This window comes from Rhodanobacter soli (genome assembly GCF_040548735.1).
GTDB lineage: Bacteria > Pseudomonadota > Gammaproteobacteria > Xanthomonadales > Rhodanobacteraceae > Rhodanobacter > Rhodanobacter soli_A.
Window position 1 is genome coordinate 168,419 of record NZ_JBEPSD010000001.1, and the last position, 13,855, is coordinate 182,273.

Sequence of the window (13,855 nt, forward strand, 5' to 3'; positions counted from 1 at the left end):
GCTTGCCAAACCGATGCGTACCGGCGCCTCTCCGCGGCGGCATCGCGTATCAATCGTCCTTGCCGAACACCTGCTTTGCGGCATGCTTCGTCGCGTCCCAGCCTTCGCGCGCACCGTGGCCGATGGCGATGCCGGCTTTCTTGGCGCCATGGCCGATGCCGGTACCGGCTTCCTTGGCACCGTGGCCGACCTTCTTGGCGACGTGCTTGGTGGCGTGGCCGACATCGCGGGCGCCGTCGGCGACACCGTGGCCGACGGCCTTGGCATCCTGCTTGATGCCCTGGCCGGCGCTGCCTTGCTGCGACTGCGCTGCCGCGCCGAACGCGGCCAGCGCGGCAGAGGCGATCAGGATGGCGCAGATCTTCTTGCTGTTCATGCGGGCTGCCTCGTCAGTGAACGGAGCGGAAGGAATCGGGCGTCACGCGTCGATGCGCTTGGCGCCGGCCTCGAGGCCGGATTTCAGGCTGGCTTCGATGAACTCGTCGAGATCGCCATCCAGCACCTTCTGGGTGTCCGAACGCTCGATGCCGGTGCGCAGATCCTTGATGCGGCTCTGATCCAGCACGTAGTTGCGAATCTGGCTGCCCCAGCCGATGTCGGATTTGGTCGCTTCCAGCGCGTCCTTCTCGGCATTGCGCTTCTGGATTTCCAGCTCGTACAGCTTGGCAGCCAGCATCTTCATCGCGGTGTCGCGATTCTGGTGCTGGCTGCGGCCGGTCTGGCAAGCCACCACGGTATTGGTCGGGATGTGCGTGATGCGCACCGCCGACTCGGTCTTGTTGACGTGCTGGCCGCCGGCGCCGGACGAACGGTAGACGTCGGTGCGCAGGTCGGCCGGATTGATCTCGATGTCGATGTCGTCATCGACTTCGGGCGACACGAACACCGAGGTGAAGCTGGTATGCCGGCGGTTGTCCGAATCGAACGGGCTCTTGCGCACCAGCCGATGCACGCCGATCTCGGTCTTCAGCCAGCCGTAGGCATAATCGCCTTCCACGCGGAACGTGGCGGACTTGATCCCGGCCACGTCGCCGCCGCTGACTTCCATCAACTCGGTCTTCCAGCCGCGCGATTCGCACCAGCGCAGGTACATGCGCAGCAGCATCTCGGCCCAGTCCTGCGCCTCGGTGCCGCCGGCGCCGGCCTGGATGTCGACGAACGCATTCATCGCGTCCATCTTGCCGGAGAACATGCGCTGGAACTCCAGCTTGCCGACCTGCGCCTCGAGTTTGGTCAGGTCGTCGGTCACCGATTGCGCGGTGTCGTCGTCGCCGTCGGCGATCGCCATTTCCAGCAGGTCGCCGGCGTCATTCAGCCCGGTGGTCAGCGTGTCGATGCCGTGGACGATGGTGTGCAGGCGGGCGCGTTCGCGGCCCAGTTCCTGCGCGCGCGCCGGGTCGTCCCACACGGTGGGAATTTCCAGTTCGCGGGTTACTTCTTCCAGACGTTCGCTTTTCGTAGCGTAGTCAAAGATACCCCCTAAGCGACTCGACCCGGCCACGAAGGTCGGCGATCTGCGCATGGATGGGATTGGTCTCGATCATGTGTTGGCGGTCCGGGATGCAAGCTCGCAAGAATACCAGAGGAGACGCCGCCTTCGTTGCACGACACACTACACTGGCGGCGCCTACCTCCGAACGGGGCTCGCCATGCCGATCGACCGTCGAGAGTTCCTGAAACTGGGTGGACTGGCCTTGGCCGGCGCCATGCCGGAGCTGCTCCAGGCCGGTGATGCGCTGGCGCTGCGGCCAGCCGAATCGCATGGCCATGCCGACTACACGCTGCGCATCGGCCGCAGCCTGGTGGAGCTGGCGCCCGATCACATCGTTTCCACCCGCACCTACAACGGCCGGTTTCCCGGGCCGCTGCTGCGGCTGAAACAAGGCCGGCCGGTGGTGGTGGACATCCACAACGACACCGACACGCCGGAGCAACTGCACTGGCACGGGCAATCCCTGCCCACCGCGGTGGATGGCGCTGCCGAAGAAGGCACCCCGTACATTCCGGCCCACGGCATGCGCCGGATCGCCTTCATGCCCGGGCCGGCAGGGCTGCGTTTTTACCACACGCATCTGCATGCCGGGGCCGATCTCGACCTCGGCCAGTACAGCGGCCTGGTCGGCCCCGTGTATATCGAGCCGCAGCAGGAGTCCGGCGCCTGGGACCGCGAGGTGTTCCTGACGCTGAAGGAATTCGATCCGTTCTTCAGCAAGGGCGGCGACATGGCGATGGACTTCCTGCGGCCGGATGAACGCGACCCGGCCCTGCAGCGGCGCGGCGAAAAGACGATGAAGGCCTCGCTGGCCGGTGGCGCGCCGCACGGGTATGAAGTCGGCTACCAGACGTTCTCGATCAACGGCCGCATGCTGGGCCACGGCGAACCGATCCGCGTGCGCGCCGGCGAGCGCGTGTTGCTGCACATCATCAACGGCAGCGCCACCGAGATCCGCAGCCTCGCCCTGCCCGGCCACACGTTCACGGTGGTGGCGCTGGACGGCAATCCGGTACCGCATCCGGCGACGGTGCCGGTGTTGTGGCTGGGCACCGCCGAGCGCATTTCGGCCATCGTCGAGATGATGCACCCGGGCGTGTGGATACTCGGCGACCTGGCCGATGACGACCGCAACCGCGGCATGGGCATCGTGGTCGAGTACGCCGGCTACGGCGGCAAGCCGCAATGGATCAAGCCGCCACCGTTCCAGTGGGACTATCGCCGCTTCGCCTCGCCGGATGCGCCATCGCCTGCCACTCCAGACGAGACACTCGAGCTGACCTTCGCCAAACGCAACGCGGCTCTCCACGGCTTCAACCAGTGGACGGTCAACGGCCAGCCGTTCGACATGCAGGCGATGCAGCCGGCTTTCCGGCTGCAGTACGGCAAGCGCTACCGGCTGCGCATGCACAACGCCAGCGACGACATCCACCCGATGCACCTGCACCGGCACAGCTTCGAGATCACCCGCATCGCCGGCCGGCCCGTCGCCGGCGTGATGAAGGACGTGGCGATGCTGGGTGGCTACCAGAGCATGGACGTCGATTTCACCGCCGACCAGCGCGGGCTGTCGCTGCTCCACTGTCACATGCAACTGCACATGGACTTCGGCTTCATGGCGCTGTTCGATTGCGCATGAGCAACGTGACCGCGCCGGGTGGCTCCGCCTGGGAGGTGTTGACCGCATTTCTCAGGCTGGGCGTGTCCTCGTTCGGCGGGCCGATCGCGCATCTGGGCTATTTCCATCGCGAGTTTGTCGAACGGCGACGCTGGCTGGATGACGAGCGCTTCGGCCAGATGCTGGCGTTGTGCCAGTTCCTGCCGGGGCCGGCGAGCAGCCAGCTGGGCTTTTCCATCGGCTTGCTGCGGGCCGGCGGATGGGGTGGCCTTGCCGCTTTCGTCGGCTTCACGCTGCCCTCGGCCCTGCTGATGTTTGCCTTCGCCGCGCTGAGTGCGCGCATGTCCGGCGCGCCGGGCCAGGCGGCGATTCACGGGTTGAAACTGGTCGCCGTGGCAGTGGTCGCCCAGGGCCTGCTCGGCATGGCGCGCCGGCTCACGCCGGACCTGCCGCGCCTGCTGCTCGCCGCGCTTGCCGCCCTGCTGATCGCGATCGGCGGCAACGCATGGATGCAATTGCTGGTGGTCGCCCTCGGTGCGGCGCTGGGCCCGTGGCTGTGCCGCACGGTCACGGCGCGCCCGGGCGACCGCCTGGTTCTGCAGCATGGACGTCGTGGCGGCATCGCGCTGCTGGCCGTGTTTGCCGTCCTGTTGCTGCTCTCGCTGGTGCCGTGGTCCGGTGCGCCACCATGGGCCCAGGTGACGGCGGGGTTCTACCGTGCCGGCGCGCTGGTGTTCGGCGGCGGTCACGTGGTGCTGCCCTTGCTGAAACAGACCGTGGTCGATCCGGGCTGGCTCGATGGCAACAGCTTCCTCGCCGGCTACGGTGCAGCCCAGGCGGTACCCGGCCCGATGTTCAGCCTCGCGGCATTCCTTGGCGAACGTATCGGTATCGGCCACAGCGGCGCACTCGGCGCCACGGTCTGTCTGCTGGCGATCTTTCTGCCGGGGCTGCTGCTGGTTTCCGCCGCCTTGCCGTTCTGGCAGGCGCTCGCCGCGCGGAATGACGCCGCACGCGTGCTGGCCGGCGTCAACGCCGCCGTGGTCGGCCTGCTCGCCGCCGCGCTTTACGACCCGGTGTGGATCAGTGCCGTGCATCGCCCGCTCGATGCCGCAATCGCGCTGAGCGCCTTCGCCCTGCTCGCCTGGGCACGCTGGCCGGCACTTGCCATCGTCGGATGGTGCGTGATGGCGTCCCTGCTCACGGTACCGTTCTGAAGGCTCAGGCCAGCGCGTGGTCGTGCACCCCCTTGACCGCCCGGCCCGACGGATCGGCCGCGTTCGCGAACGCCGGATCCCACGCCAGCGCCGCCGGCGAGGAGCAGGCGATCGACTTGCCGCCGGGCACGGTCGCGGCGCAGGCCTCGCCGGGGAAGTGTTGCTCGAAGATGCGCCGGTAGAAGTACGCCTCCTTGGTCGCCGGCGTGTTGAACGGATAGCGCGCCGCGGCCGCGGCGAACTCGCGGTCGCTGACCGCCTGCTCCGCGTGCGCCTTCAGCCCGTCGATCCAGCCGTAGCCGACGCCGTCGCTGAACTGCTCCTTCTGCCGCCACAGGATCGAATCCGGCAGCGCGCCGTTGAACGCTTCGCGCAGTACCGCTTTCTCGATGCGGCCCCGCCCCGCCATCTTGTGCGCGGCATCGAGGCCCATCGCCACGTCGATGAACTCCAGGTCGAGGAACGGCACGCGCGCCTCCACGCCCCAGGCCATCATCGCCTTGTTCGCGCGCAGGCAGTCGTAGCTGTGCAGCGCGTCGAGCTTGCGCACGGTTTCCTCGTGGAACGCCTCGGCCGACGGCGCCTTGTGGAAGTACAGGTAGCCGCCGAAGATCTCGTCGCTGCCTTCGCCCGATAGCACCATCTTCACGCCCATCGCCTTGATCCGCCGCGCCAGCAGGTACATCGGCGTGGCGGCACGGATGGTGGTGACGTCGTAGGTCTCGATGTGGCGGATCACCTCGGGCAGCGCGTCCAGCCCTTCCCAAAAGGTGTAGACGAAGCCGTGATGCACGGTGCCCAGCGCCTCGGCGGCGACCTGCGCAGCGGCCAGGTCGGGTGAGCCGTCCAGCCCGATCGCGAACGAATGCAGGCGCGGCCACCAGGCCTCGCTGCGGTCGTCGTCCTCGACCCGCTCGCGCGCGAACTGCGCGGCGCAGGCGGCGACCAGCGACGAATCCAGCCCGCCGGAGAGCAGCACGCCATACGGCACGTCGGTCATCAGCTGGCGATGCACGGCCTGTTCGAACGCCTTGCGCAAGGCCGGCGCGGCCACGTCATGGCCGCGCGTGGCGGCGTAGTCGCGCCATGGCCTGGCGTAGTAGCTGCGCAGTTCGCCGCTGGCGCTGTCGTAGACATGACCTGGAGGGAACGGCGCCACGTCAGCGCACACGCCGACCAGCGCCTTCATCTCCGAGGCCACGCACAGGCGGCCTTGCGCATCGTGTCCCCAGTACAGCGGGCAGACGCCGATCGGGTCGCGCGCGATCAGGTAACGCTGCGCCTCGCCGTCCCACAACGCGAACGCGAAGATGCCGTTGAGCCTGCCCACGAAGTCACTGCCCTGCTCGCGGTACAGCGCGTTGATCACCTCGCAATCCGAGCCGGTGGTGAAGTCGTACGTGCTGGCCGCGCGCAGCTCGCGGTGGTTGTAGATCTCGCCGTTCACCGCCAACGCCAGCGCGCCGTCGCGCGAACGCAGCGGCTGCGCGCCGCTGGCCGGGTCGACGATGGCCAGCCGCTCGTGCACCAGGATCACCCCGGCGTCGACGAACACCCCGCTCCAGTCCGGCCCGCGATGACGCTGGCGCTGCGACAGTTCCAGCGCCTGCCGGCGCAGCGCCGCCAGGTCGTCGCCCGGCTGCAGGTCGAACATTCCGAAGATCGAACACATGACCATTCCCCTCATCGTTGATCAAAAACACAGACGCAGAAACGACGAAGGCCCGCACTGGGCGGGCCTTCGTCGCGTATTCAATGAAAACTTGCTGCTACGCGCGGGCCCGCCAACGGTTGGCGTTATTGTTCGCGCAATTATTGTTGTTGCCGGCCAACATGAAGCCCTGCGCGGAAAGCGCAGTGGGTTTCGGGAAGCTGGCGACAACGGAATGCATGGGCGGACTTGAACAGATTCGCCCGTCGCCCGCAAGTGCATGCGGCGCGAGATGACGCAGCCTCGTGCTTGCCGCTACATTGCCGCGAATGAGCCATGACGAAACAAGGATGTCCGCTCGATCCGCCGAGCAGGGGGAGCCGATCCCGCCCGGCGGTCGCCCACTGCGATGGTCGGTGCGCCTGCTGGCCCGGCTGTTGCGCGGCTTCTATTTCCGCCACGTCCACATCGTCGGCGCACGTCAGCACCCGGCACAGCCGCGCGGCGGCCGGCTGATCGTCAGCAGCCATCGCAACGGCGCGATCGACGGCTATACGGTGCTGCGGGCCTTCCCCGGCGTGCAGGGACTGGTGTCGGTGCAGCTGCTGCAACACCCGCTGCTACGCTGGATGTTCGACGGCATTGCGGTGGTACGTGAGAAGGATCGCCAGCGATACGGGATTCGACGCGCCACGTTCGCCAACCCCGTGGACGCGGGTTGCGCGCAGCTGCGTGCGGGCGGCGATCTGCTGATTTTCCCTGAAGGCAGCAGCGAATGGAGCCATCGACCACTGCCCTATCAGCGCGGTGCTGCGCGCATCGCCCGGACCATGTTGGCCGAAGGAGCGTCGCTGGAACTGGTGCCGCTGGGTTTGCACTATCGGGCACCGGACCAGTTCCGCTCCGATGTCGAAATCCTGGTTGGCGCTCCGCTGGAACTGCCGACGCGAGCCGGCGAGGAAACGGACCGCGACTGGGAATGGCGGATTCATCAGGCGATCGCCGAGGCCCTTGATGCGGTATCAGTGAACTGCCCCGATCCCGCCGGCCTTGCTGTCGCCGAAGCGCATGCGACGACTGTGGCAGCGAGCGGCGGATCCTATGCGCAAGCTTTCATCGACGCGCAGCAGCATCTGCAAACACACCAGCCGTTACCGACCGCACTACCGAGCCAACCGATGCGCGCATGGCCGTTGGATTGGCTCGGCGTGGCCGCCTTCGTGCTGCTGGCCGCACCGGTGCTGTTGATCGGGCGAATCGCCGGCGGCAAGGCCGATGCACGCAATACGGTCAGTTTTTTCCGCATGGCCGGTGGCCTGGTTGCAGCACTGTTGTGGCTGCCGTGCCTGCTGTTGGCGACTTACGGCTGGCCGCTGCCGATGCTTGCGCTGTGGTGCGCGGCCGCACTGGGTTGGTGGCGCTGGCCAAACGTAATGCACAGGAATGCGCAATGACGATGACACGACTGGAACGCTGGGTCGGCTACGCCTTCGTGGCCGAACTGCTGTTGATCCTGGTGCTGGGAAGCATCGGCGCATGGCAATTGGGAGACCGGACCTTGCAGGTCAGCAGCGTGCTTGGCGGCATCGCGTGGTGTGCGCTGATCTTCGTCACTCTGGCACCGCCTGCCAGCTCCCGCTCAAGCTGGAAAGGTACGCTGCAATTTGTTGCCTGCTGGCTGATCTTCCCGTTGTTCAAAGCGATCCGCGACGTGTTCATCACGCACACCGCCGATGCCGCGCTGCTGGCGCTGGACCGGCACCTGTGGGGTGGTCTGAGCCTGCCGGAGCACCTGCTGGGATGGGAGCGGCCATGGCTGTCGGAACTGCTCAGCGGCGGCTATTTTCTGTTCTATTTCGTGGTGCTGCTGCCGGCGATCGCGTTCAGCGTGCGCCATCGCAGCCGCGAAGCTGCGACGTTCTTTTTCGGGCTGACCTCGATGTATCTGGTCGGCTTCGCCGGTTACATGCTGGTGCCGGCCGGCGGGCCGTATATCGCCTTTCCCGAAACCTTCCCCTACCCGGTGCACGGCGGCGCGATGACAGCCTTGCTGGCCGGCGTGGTCAAGGCCGGCATCACCGGCATGGATGTATTTCCCAGCCTGCACAGCGGTATCGGCGTGTACGTACTGGGCTTCTTCGCGCTGGGCGGCTACCGGCGCATTGCGTTATTGCTGGCGCCGATCATCCTGGCGCTGGTCGTCGCCACGCTCTATCTGCGCTATCACTACGGCATCGACGTGTTGTGCGGAATCGCTCTCGCCACTGTCGTGCTTACCCTCGTTCAACGCTACTGCAAGGAAGGTCAGGCATGAGCCAGTTGTTCGCATTCACCGATCCGCAAGCGGCCGAACATGCCATCAGCGGTGGCAAGGGCGCGAACCTGGCACGGGCCGCGCAGCATCTGCCGGTGCCGCCCGGGATCGTGGTCGGCAGCGAGGCTTACCGCACCTTCGTGGCACCGTTGCGCGACACGATCCGTGCCGTGCTGGACGACGCTGCGCTCGACCACGCCGCACGCAGCGAACGCATCCAGACCCTGCTGTTGGCACAGCCGTTGCCGTCCTCGCTGCGCGATGAACTGGCTGCGAAGATGGGCGTGCTCGGACTGGCCGACACGCCGGTGGCGGTGCGCTCGTCCGGCACCCTGGAGGACCTGCCCGGCGCCGCGTTCGCCGGCCAGCACGACACCTTGCTCGGCATCCGCGGCGCCGACGCCGCCGTCGATGCGATCCGCCGCTGCTACGCCTCGCTGTGGAACGCGCATGTGCTGCCGTATCGGGAGCGGATGGGGCTGGATCACCTGGACGCGGCGATGGCCGTGGTGGTGCAGAAGATGGTGCAGGTGGGCGAACGCGAGGCGGCCGGCGTGGCGTTCTCGATCGACCCGGTGCGCGGCGCGCTGGACCAGGTGCTGATCAACGCCGCGTTCGGGCTCGGCGAAACCGTGGTCGGCGGCGAGGAGCCGGTCGACGAGTACCGGCTGCAGCGCAGCGACCTGGCCGAAGTCGAGGCGGTGATCGCTGAGAAGTCGCACGCGCTGGTGACCGCTGCCGCGAACGGCACCCGCCAGGTGGCATTGCCTGCGGAACAGGCGAACTCCCCCGCCCTCGACGCCGACCAACGCCGTGCCGTGGCGCAGCTCGCGCTGGCGGCCGAGCAGCACTTCGGCTTCCCGCAGGACATCGAATGGGCCTGGCAGGACGGCAAACTGTACCTGCTGCAATCCCGCGCCGTGACACGCATCCCGCCGCGCTGGACCCGCGACGAATCGGCCGAACGCTTTCCCACCCCGGTCACCCCGCTGACCTGGGACCTGTGCGAAGCCGGTTTCCACGCCTCGCTCAACCACAGCTTCAAGCTGATGGGCCTGCCACCGTTCGGCGACAAATGGTTCGCCATGCGCGACTACTACATCTACGGCAACCAGAATGCGGTCGAGCTGTACAGCGGGCGCACGCCCACGCGCCTGCTCAAGGACGTGGAAAGCATCCGCGCCGCGCTGCCGCAGATCGCCGCGCAGTTCGCCTGGGTGCAGGAACTGCCGGTGCGCTGGATGCGCGACCTGGACACCTACCTGATCGGTATCGGCGCGCTGATGCGCGAACCGCTGGACGGCCGTCCGTTGAACGAGCTGTGGGATTACGTGCTGCGCATCAACGCGCTCGGCGCCAGCTATTTCCTGCCGAACATCGCCATCTCGCTGACCCAGCGCACGCTGTATGTGGGCCTGCAGCAGATGCTGCAACTGGCGCTGCCGGCCGAACAGGCGCAGCAGGTGTTCGACCAGTTGCTGGCGGTGACCGACACCAAGACCGGCCAGGTCAATGCCGAACTGTGGTCGCTGTCGCGGCTGGCGCGCATGGATGCCGCCCTGCATGCGCGGCTGCGCAGCGGCCCCAGCGTCGAACTGCTGGACGAGCTGGCGCAATACCCCGCCTTCCAGGTCGAGTTCCAGCGCTTCCTCGCCCGCCACGGCCACCGCGAGCTGGATTTCGATGCCTACCATCCAACCTGGGTCGAGGCACCGCAAATCGTGCTGGACCAGTTGAAGATGCTGGTCGATCGGCCCAACGAGGATCGCGCCGCCGCCGAACTCCGCCAGAAGGCCGCGCAGGCGGCGATGGAACACAATGTGCTCAGCCATGCACCGGAGGAATTGCGCTACCTGGTGCACGAGGTGATCCGGCTGGCCCGCGCGTACACCGCGCTGGACGACCTCGAGCACTACCAGACCACCCGCCTGCACCTGCCGTTCCGGCGCGGCCTGAAGGCGATCGGCGCGCAGTTGGTCGAGCGTGGCGTGCTGGGCGATCCGATGGACGTCTATTTCGTGCCGCTGGCGATACTCGACCGTGCCCTGCGCAGCGGCGAATTGGCCACGGTCACGCCAGCCGCCGCGCAGCACAAGGCTGGCTATCAGGCCGCCTGCGGACGCACGCCGGACTGGATCTTCGGCGAGGCGGAGCCGGTCGAGGTGGACGGCACGAACGTGCTCAAGGGCTTGGGCGGCAGCCCCGGCATCGTCGAAGGCGAAGTGTTCATGGTGCGCAGCCCAGAGGATTTCCCGCACTTCCCGAAGGATGCGATCCTGGTTGCGCGCACCACCAACCCGGCGTGGACGCCGCTGTTCTACCAGGCCGGCGGCGTGATCACCGAAAGCGGCGGCCCGCTCTCGCACGGCGCGGTGACCGCACGCGAACTGGGCCTGCCGGCGGTGATGAGCGTGCGCCACGTGATGCGCCTACTCGGCAACGGGCAGCGCGTGCGCATCGACGGGCGCAACGGCACGGTGCAGATACTTTGAGGCGGCTCAGCTCGTCGCGGTGATCCAGCGGGTGGCTTCTTCGATTTCCGCGCCGTGGAACAGGCGGAACTGCGCCGGGATGGCAAAGCTGAATGCCGTCGCGGTGCCGCGCAACCAAGGCACGTCGGTGACCAGCGCGACGCGATCCCAGCCGCTGAAATGACGCATGCCCAGCTTGGCGTCGTCCCATATCGCGCGGGGGTCGAAGCCGGTGAAGTCATCGGCGGTGACATACAGCAGGCGCAGCTTGCGGTTCAGCGCGAACGCCGCCTCCACGTCCGGCACGATGACGTTTTCGTAATCTGCTGCCGTGACCTGGCCATGGGCGCGAAAACCCAGCGTGCCGGACGGCAGTCCTTCGATCAGTGAGATCACGGGCGTTCTCCATGGGTGAGTTGACCGCCAGTCTGGAGCAGGCCGCGTGAAAAACGCGCAAGGGCATCAGGCCGGTTCGATATGCCGCACTAGCAGACGCGGCGTCTCACGGCCCTGCCAGTCGTTGATGGTCAGCTCGTAGGCCGCACGCAGCCGTGGCGGTGGCGGCTGGCCGTGATACGCGTTGAACATCACCGCGTCATGCGGCGCGCCATCGCGCGGATCGCGCAGTTGCAGACGCAGGTGGCGCTCGCCCATCACCTTCCAGCCGGCGCACTCGAACAGGTTGTCGAACAGCGGCTCGGGGAACGCCTGTCCCCACGGTCCGGCCTCGCGCAGCTGGCGAGCCAGCGCCAGCGTGGCGGTACCGGCCGGCAACTCGCCATCGGTGTACAGCACCGCTTGCAGGCGCTCGGCGTCGATCAGCTCGCGCGCAATCGCGTCGAAGGCGGCGGCGAAGCGCGCGTAGTCGCCGGTCTTCAGGCTCAGCCCCGCGGCCATCGCGTGGCCGCCGAAACGCTCGATCAGGCCGGGTTGGCGCGCGTCGATCGCGGCCAGCGCATCGCGGATGTGGAAGCCGGGAATCGAGCGCGCCGAGCCGCGCAAATGGTCGGTGTCGTCCTCGCTGGCGGGGGCGAACGCGATCACCGGCCGGTGCAGCCGCTCCTTCAGTTTCGAGGCGACCAGACCGACCACGCCGGCGTGCCACGAGGGCTCGTACAGCGCCACGCCCACCGCATCGGTGTGGGTCAGGCCGGCGGCCATCACTTCGGCCTCGGCCACCATCGACGCCTGCAGGTCGCGGCGCTCGCGGTTGATCGCGTCGAGCTGCTCGGCGTAGCGGCGCGCCTGCGCCACGTCGTCGGTGAGCAGGCATTCCACGCCCAGGCGCATGTCCTCCAGCCGTCCCGCCGCATTCAGCCGGGGCCCGACGGTGAAAGCCAGGTCGGTGGAACACAGCGTCGCCACGCTGCGCTTGCCGGCCTCGACCAACGCGGTGATGCCGGCGCAGGCACGACCGCCGCGCATGCGCTGCAGGCCGGCTTCGACCAGCACGCGATTGTTGAAATCCAGCGGTACCAGGTCGGCCACCGTACCCAGCGCGACTAGATCGAGCAACGACGACAGATCCGGCTTCGTGTCGCCAAACGCGCCCTCTTCGTACAACCTCGCGCGCAAGGCCAGCAGCAGGTAGAACATCACGCCCACGCCGGCCAGCATCTTGCTCGGGAACGGGTCGCCAGCCAGGTTCGGATTGACCATCGCATCGCACGCCGGCAATTGCTCGCCAGGCAGGTGATGGTCGGTGACGATCACGCGGATGCCGCGCGCCTTCGCCGCGGCCACGCCGGCGATGCTGGCCACGCCGTTGTCGACCGTGACGATCAGCTGCGGCGTCGGCTGCAGCGAGGCGACCAGCGCCGGGCTCAAGCCGTAGCCATGCACGAAGCGATTCGGAATGGCGTAGCTCACCCGCCGCGCGCCGAGCAGGCGCAGGCCGCGCATGGCCACCGCGGTGCCGGTGGCGCCGTCGCAGTCGTAGTCGCCGGCGATCAGGATCGACCAGTCGTCGCGGATCGCCTCGGCCAGCAGTTCCACCGCCTGCGCCATGCCGCCCAGCAATTGCGGCGACAGCATCCGCGCCAGCCGGTGTTCGACCTGGCCCGGTTCCAGCACGCCGCGCGCGGCGTAGACCTGCTGCAGCACCGGATGCACCGAGGCCGGCCAGCCGTGCGGCACGCCCTTGCTCTCGCGCCGGCGCAGTTGCAGCACGCTCAACGCCCTGCCCCGCGCCAGAAGCGCCAGCGATGCCACGGCTGGTGCCGCCAGCGTTCGCCGCTGGCGAAGTGCAGCACGACGGACTGGCGGTCAAGCAGCGACAGCAACGTCGACCACCAGCGCGAGGCGATCTCGTGCGCCGGCAGATCCTGCAGATCGATCAGCCAGCCTGCCCCGCCGGCAGCAACCGCGTCGGCCGTGCGCGACTGCTGGGCGATGCCGGCGCGTGCGGCCAGCGCGCGCAGCAGCAGGTCGTCGCCGACCACGCCCAGCACCTTGCCGGGCAACGCATCCGGCAGGCGACCGCCGCCCCACAGCCACAGGCTGTTGACCGGCGCCTGTCCACGCGCCTGCCGCCTGGCATTCAGCGGATGCTGGTGCAGCAGTACCTGGACGTCATTGAGCAAGACCCGCCAGCGGCGTCCTTCCGAGCCCTGCGGCAGATGCTGCGCCAGATCCTCGCCCAGCGCCTGCTCGGGCGCGGCGAAACCGGGCAGCGGCGTATCGCCCGGCAGACGCAGGTGCCAATGATCCGGGGTGGAAATCTCCAGTCGCATGCCGGCCTCGTCGAACACCGGTCGCAGCGGCTCGGCCAGCGCCTGCGCCTCGTCCATGCCCAGCTGCATCTGGCCGCAAGCCAGCAGGCGCACGCCGTTCATGTCGGGCTGCACCCAAGCCGGATCGGCTGACAGCCAGGTGCCATCCGCCGCATCGCCGGCGAGAAACTCGCGGGTGATCGCCGCCGCAGGCACGTCGGCGCCGACGCCGGGGAAGTGATCGCCGAGGCCGCCCAGATAGCCGACGCCGCCATCCGGCAAACGATCGGCACGGGGCAGCCATTCGCGCAGCGGGTGGGCCGGTTCGAAATGCGCCAGCGCGGGCAGCCATAGTTGCAACGATTGCTCCGGCGTCGGCAT

At 67.9% G+C, this 13,855-nt stretch carries 12 protein-coding genes; 6 read left to right on the plus strand and 6 right to left on the minus strand.

Annotated features, from left to right (window positions below):
* Nucleotides 1-49 precede the first annotated feature (49 nt).
* Both ABIE04_RS00805 and prfB read right to left on the minus strand, forming a co-directional pair.
* Nucleotides 50-376: a hypothetical protein gene (locus ABIE04_RS00805; RefSeq protein ID WP_354546701.1), complete on the minus strand. Its 327-nt coding sequence runs from the start codon at nt 374-376 to the stop codon at nt 50-52.
* Between the two features lie 42 nt (nt 377-418).
* A protein-coding gene (prfB, locus tag ABIE04_RS00810) for a peptide chain release factor 2 (RefSeq protein WP_354546702.1) occupies nt 419-1,544 on the minus strand; the annotation gives its coding sequence in 2 pieces (ribosomal slippage) (nt 419-1,468 and nt 1,470-1,544; 1,125 coding nt in all).
* A 105-nt stretch (nt 1,545-1,649) separates the two neighbouring features.
* Here prfB and ABIE04_RS00815 point away from each other — a divergent pair.
* Complete coding sequence (locus ABIE04_RS00815; protein ID WP_354546703.1) at nt 1,650-3,131, plus strand: multicopper oxidase family protein; 1,482 nt, start codon at nt 1,650-1,652, stop codon at nt 3,129-3,131.
* Nucleotides 3,128-4,327 (plus strand): chromate efflux transporter, encoded by a 1,200-nt coding sequence (gene chrA / locus ABIE04_RS00820; protein WP_354546704.1) that lies wholly within the window; start codon nt 3,128-3,130, stop codon nt 4,325-4,327. The genes ABIE04_RS00815 and chrA overlap by 4 nt, the downstream gene beginning before the upstream one ends.
* Before the next feature lie 4 nt (nt 4,328-4,331).
* Here chrA and asnB read toward each other — a convergent pair whose 3' ends face one another.
* Nucleotides 4,332-5,999: an asparagine synthase B gene (gene asnB, locus ABIE04_RS00825; protein WP_354546705.1), complete on the minus strand. Its 1,668-nt coding sequence runs from the start codon at nt 5,997-5,999 to the stop codon at nt 4,332-4,334.
* Between asnB and ABIE04_RS00830 the strand changes: the two genes are divergently transcribed.
* The 4 genes from ABIE04_RS00830 to ABIE04_RS00845 all read left to right on the plus strand — a co-directional run bounded on the left by ABIE04_RS00830 (nt 5,998) and on the right by ABIE04_RS00845 (nt 10,784).
* Nucleotides 5,998-6,231: a hypothetical protein gene (locus ABIE04_RS00830; protein ID WP_354546706.1), complete on the plus strand. Its 234-nt coding sequence runs from the start codon at nt 5,998-6,000 to the stop codon at nt 6,229-6,231. The two genes, asnB and ABIE04_RS00830, sit on opposite strands and share 2 nt — an antisense overlap.
* 97 nt (nt 6,232-6,328) lie before the next feature.
* Nucleotides 6,329-7,432, plus strand: a complete 1,104-nt coding sequence (locus ABIE04_RS00835; RefSeq protein ID WP_354546707.1) for a 1-acyl-sn-glycerol-3-phosphate acyltransferase — start codon at nt 6,329-6,331, stop codon at nt 7,430-7,432.
* A complete protein-coding gene (locus tag ABIE04_RS00840; RefSeq protein WP_354546708.1) occupies nt 7,429-8,292 on the plus strand; it encodes a phosphatase PAP2 family protein in 864 nt (287 codons plus the stop codon). Before ABIE04_RS00835 ends, ABIE04_RS00840 begins: the two co-directional genes overlap by 4 nt.
* Nucleotides 8,289-10,784, plus strand: a complete 2,496-nt coding sequence (locus tag ABIE04_RS00845; RefSeq protein WP_354546709.1) for a PEP/pyruvate-binding domain-containing protein — start codon at nt 8,289-8,291, stop codon at nt 10,782-10,784. The genes ABIE04_RS00840 and ABIE04_RS00845 overlap by 4 nt, the downstream gene beginning before the upstream one ends.
* 6 nt (nt 10,785-10,790) lie before the next feature.
* Here ABIE04_RS00845 and ABIE04_RS00850 read toward each other — a convergent pair whose 3' ends face one another.
* From ABIE04_RS00850 to ABIE04_RS00860, 3 genes are all read right to left on the minus strand, one after another.
* Entirely contained in the window at nt 10,791-11,159 is a 369-nt protein-coding gene (locus tag ABIE04_RS00850) for an STAS/SEC14 domain-containing protein (protein WP_354546710.1), read from the minus strand.
* Nucleotides 11,160-11,225: 66 nt separating this feature from the next.
* Nucleotides 11,226-12,938: a single-stranded-DNA-specific exonuclease RecJ gene (gene recJ, locus ABIE04_RS00855; protein ID WP_354546711.1), complete on the minus strand. Its 1,713-nt coding sequence runs from the start codon at nt 12,936-12,938 to the stop codon at nt 11,226-11,228.
* Nucleotides 12,935-13,855, minus strand: coding sequence for a phosphoglycerate mutase (locus tag ABIE04_RS00860; RefSeq protein WP_354546712.1), 921 nt, complete (start codon nt 13,853-13,855; stop codon nt 12,935-12,937). The genes recJ and ABIE04_RS00860 overlap by 4 nt, the downstream gene beginning before the upstream one ends.